Source organism: Microcoleus sp. BM001215392, assembly GCF_036700185.1.
Taxonomy (GTDB): Bacteria; Cyanobacteriota; Cyanobacteriia; order Cyanobacteriales; family Microcoleaceae; genus Microcoleus.
On sequence record NZ_JAUBOJ010000167.1, the window covers coordinates 10,164 to 14,610 of the forward strand.

Consider the following 4,447-nt stretch of genomic DNA (forward strand, 5'->3'; position numbering starts at 1 on the left):
AACCGGTTTTGGTGGTAACTAGGTCGGCTGTCGGTGTCAGAGCTGTGGTGACTGTAGCACCCGGTGCACTGCCGTTGTTGTTGGCAGGATTGGCGTCAGGAGTGGCTGAGGTGCTGCTGGCGGTGTTGCTGACGCTCGCGCCTCCGGGTGAGACAAAGCTGACTGTGTTGGCGACAGCAGGAGCACCGGAAAGAATGTTAATTGCTGGGAATGTCACAATCCCTGTAGTGGAATTGTAAGTACCGCCGTTCGAGACAGAGACTCCTATCAAACCGGGAACGATGCTATCAGTAACTGTGACGTTTGTCGCTGTACTCGGCCCGTTATTGACTGTCGAAATTGTGTAACTAACTGTGGTTCCAGCAATGGCAGTAGCTGGGCCGGTTTTTGTGGTGGCTAGGTCAGCATTAGGAGGAGTCAGAGCTGTAACTACTGTGGCTGTCGGTAGACTACCGTTGTTGTTAGCAGGATTAGAGTCTGGGGTTGCTGATGTGCTGCTGGCGGTGTTGCTGATGCTCAGGCGATCGGGTGAGACAAAGCTGACTGTGTTGGCTACCGCAGGAGCGCCCGAAAGAATGTTAATCGCTGGGAATGTCACAATCCCTGTAGTGGAATTGTAAGTACCGCCGTTCGAGACAGAGACTCCTATCAAACCGGGAACGATGCTGTCAGTAACTGTGACGTTTGTCGCTGTACTCGGGCCGTTGTTGACTGTCGTAATTGTGTAACTAACTGTGGTTCCAGCAATGGCAGTAGCTGACCCGGTTTTGGTTGTTACTAAGTCGGCAACAGCAACTGTAACTGGGCTTTGGGAGACGGTGGATGAACCGTTGTTGTTAACTGGGTTTGGGTCGAAAGTGCTGGAGTTGCTGAATGCAGTGTTAGTTAAGGAAGTGCCTAGTGTTCCGGGAACTGTGGCGACGATCGTCCGTGTGACGCTAGTACCGCTAGCCAAACTCGAAATCAACGGCCAGACGATCGCCCCCGTTGCGGGGTTGAAAGTACCGCCGTCGCTAGCGCTGACGAAAGTTAAGCCGGCAGGGAGTTGATCTTGAATCAGGAGGTCGGAGGCTGGGCTAGGGCCGTTATTGCTGGAAGTAATTGTGTAGGTAATGTTGCTGTTGGGTGAGGCGAACTGCGGGCTGATTTTAGCAGTTACAATGTCGGCTTGGAGTGCGGGAGGTAAAACACTTTCGACCACGAGGTTGCTAATTTCGTGAATGTTGTCCTGACCGCCTGTGGAACTAGCAAAACCAAATTTGAAAGTAGGTGGTATTGCTCCGTTTACCAGGGTCAAATTTGGGATGTCGATCAGTGTTTCGGTGGGAACAAATATGCCATCGCCGTTCAAGTCTATGGCAACTGTAAGCTGGTTAGTACCCGGTAGTAATGTGATTTGAACTGTTTTTTTAGCACCAGTACGAGTCGTTGCAGCAGTGTTATCTATCCCACCGGGAACGAGAGCGTTAGTTAAAAAATTGTAGTTAGTGGCTACGCTGCCTCTAAGTGCTACTGAATCAGCTGTCGCTACCGTGCCACCTACACGCCCTTCAGTGGGATTGGAAAAATTGCCAAACTCGTCTAATCCGACACCTACATAACCTCCTGCAATACCGGCTACACCTGCACCGGTAGTATTTGGAGCATAGCCGAGAGAGCCGCCGTAGCCTCCCGCTGCTGTGGGCGTAGTTGTGCCGTCTATTAAGAAAAAACTCACACCATCGGCACCACTGCCGCCATAAGCAAATAAATCAAAGGTAACTTTTACGCCCTCACTGGCAGAGATCGGGTTGTTGTAGATGACAAAAGCTGCTTGGTCTCCAACGGCTGAGGTTAATCTCAAAGCACCGCTACCGGCAGGATCGAGAGTGGGAGTCAAACCTGGAATAATCCCCGGGCCAGTGCCTGATGTTAAGCCCGGGTTGGCTGAAACGCCGCTGGTTCCATAGATCCAAGGACCTAGTGCTGTTGTACCAGTAAAGCTTTCGGCAACTAAGGTAGCTAGGACTGATGTATAGGCTTCTAAGACTTCTTTTTCAAAGGCTAGTTCAGCATTTATTTGTCCGATCGCAATTTCTAATTCCCAGTCGCCTCCTAAGGCTGCACTCCCAGTTAAATTATTGGAGGCCGCAACATTTGCTCCTGTTATTTCACTGAGTTTTTGTATAAATTTCAGGCCTGATTCGCCGGCGCCTGTGTTGCAACTTAACAGGAGAATACTGCCTGTGGAGTTGAGAGCTTTACCCCACTGCTGCAATTGGCTGGTATAGGTTTCTATATTGTGAATGTTGAGTTCTGCCGAGCCGAGTTTCACCGCTGCTTCTGAGCCGTGAGCAACTATTTGAATGCTGTTGATGCTGTGGCGCCAGGCTAAAATTTCGGCGATTTGTTCGATGCCATCCCGGGCGCGATCGAGCAAAATGACTTCTGTACCGAGTTTGACTCCCGCGAGTAACTGTTCGTAGTTTTCTACTTTTGAGTCAACAATCGCTAGATTTTGGAAGCTAGCGGACTCTGCTTTATAGCTGGCGCTCAAGATTTTAGTGGCGATATTGATATATTTCCGTGTTTCTAGGGCTGACATATTGGACTGAGTGGGGATCGTTTTCATTTTTAATGATTTCAACTACTAAACCTAAGCTACCCCTTTTGATAGATGACGATAAACTTTCGACTATAAAGTTTTGATAATAATTTTTTGTAAAAAAATAAAAATACTTACGTGTATTGGTGATTGGTGATATCAGGCAATAATTAGACAGGCTTTGTGCGATCGCGCGCCAGATTTCGAGATTGGTCGGATCGCTGTAACTCTTAGATGAATAAGCAGTTGGGCGTTTTGTATTCGCCGATACATATTATTTAATGGAAAAATTATATAATATATATCCCAAGATAGATGGCAAATTACTTACGTATTTCTCAAGATAGAGGGGTCAGACCCCTCGGGCTAATTTTCAGAATTTAGTGATATTGAGGCTCGCCCAGACAGATTTAACCGTAAATATACTGAAAATATTGATTTCCTAAAAATCGGCAGATTTTGAATTTGAGGTGCGATCGAAGGCTGTTGAAAATTGAGATACCGACGTTTCTAGAGAGTTATACTTAGACTGCTTTGGCCTCAAGTGAAATCACAACTGTGTAGTAAAAGCAACTAAATGCTACAAAAATTAACAAATTGTATAAATATATTGTTAGCAGGAGCGCGGTGACAAAGATCGATCGCCCTTGTTAGACTCAAGGGCGATCGGTCTTTGTGACTAAATCAGGAAACTGCGCCGCACCACCCAACCACTTCCTAAACCTTAATATCGAGTTCCCGCACCAAAAAAGCCCATTCATCTGCCAATTCTTCAATGACTTTAGCGGTAGGTTTGCCACCCCCATGTCCCGCTTTAGTTTCAATGCGAATTAACACGGGTTTTTCGCCCGCGTGGGTTGCTTGCAAAGCCGAAGCAAACTTGAAACTGTGGGCTGGAACAACGCGATCGTCATGATCGGCAGTTGTAATCATGGTCGCCGGATAAGCCGTTCCCGCTTTCAGATTGTGCAGCGGAGAATAGGCGTGAATCGCCCGAAACTCTGCGGAATTTTCCGACGAACCATATTCAGGAACCCAAGCATGACCAATGGTAAACTTGTGGAAGCGCAACATATCTAGGACGCCGACAGCGGGCAATGCAGCACCGAACAATTCTGGCCGCTGAGTCATGCAAGCCCCCACCAATAAGCCGCCGTTGCTACCACCTGCGATCGCCAATTTAGCAGGTTTAGTATACTTATTCTCGATCAACCATTCCGCAGCGCTGATAAAGTCATCAAACACATTTTGCTTTTTCAACTTTGTCCCAGCTTGGTGCCACGATTCGCCGTACTCGCCACCACCCCGCAAACAAGCTGTCACATAAACTCCGCCCATTTCCAACCAAACCAGCCTGCTCAGAGAAAAACTTGGAGTCAGCGAGATAGAAAAACCACCATAACCATACAGGTAAGTGGGGTTATTGCCATCTAGCTGCAAGCCTTTTTTGTGCGTGACAAACATCGGTACTTGCGTACCGTCTTTGCTGGGATAAAATATTTGTTTTGTCTCGTAATCCTCTGGATTAAAATCAACCTTTGGCTGCCGATAAACGCTACTTTCATCCGTCAGCATATTGTAACGGTAGATTGTGTTCGGAGTCGTGAAGCTGGTGTAAGCATAAAAGGTTTCGGTGTCGTGCCGCTTGCCGCCAAAACCTCCTGCCGAACCGATTCCGGGTAAAGCGACTTCTCGCGCCAAAGAGCCATCTAAGTTAAAGATTTTAATCTGAGTGTAGGCGTCTTTCAGGTAAGAAGCGACAAATTGATTGTTGAGAAGGCCAATGCCTCCGAGGGTTTCGGCTGCTTCGGGGATGATTTCGGTGAACCCCTGAATCCCCCCCTTCGTAAGGGGGGGCGACGG

The 4,447-nt window shown here is 47.9% G+C and carries 2 protein-coding genes; both read right to left on the minus strand.

Annotation, left to right across the window (positions count from 1 at the left end):
* The coding region (locus tag QT974_RS18195) for a DUF4347 domain-containing protein (protein ID WP_333469841.1) at positions 1-2,611 on the minus strand (2,611 nt) is incomplete at its 3' end.
* Between the two features lie 690 nt (positions 2,612-3,301).
* On the minus strand, positions 3,302-4,447 hold a 1,146-nt coding region (locus tag QT974_RS18200), incomplete at its 5' end, for a prolyl oligopeptidase family serine peptidase (protein ID WP_333469842.1).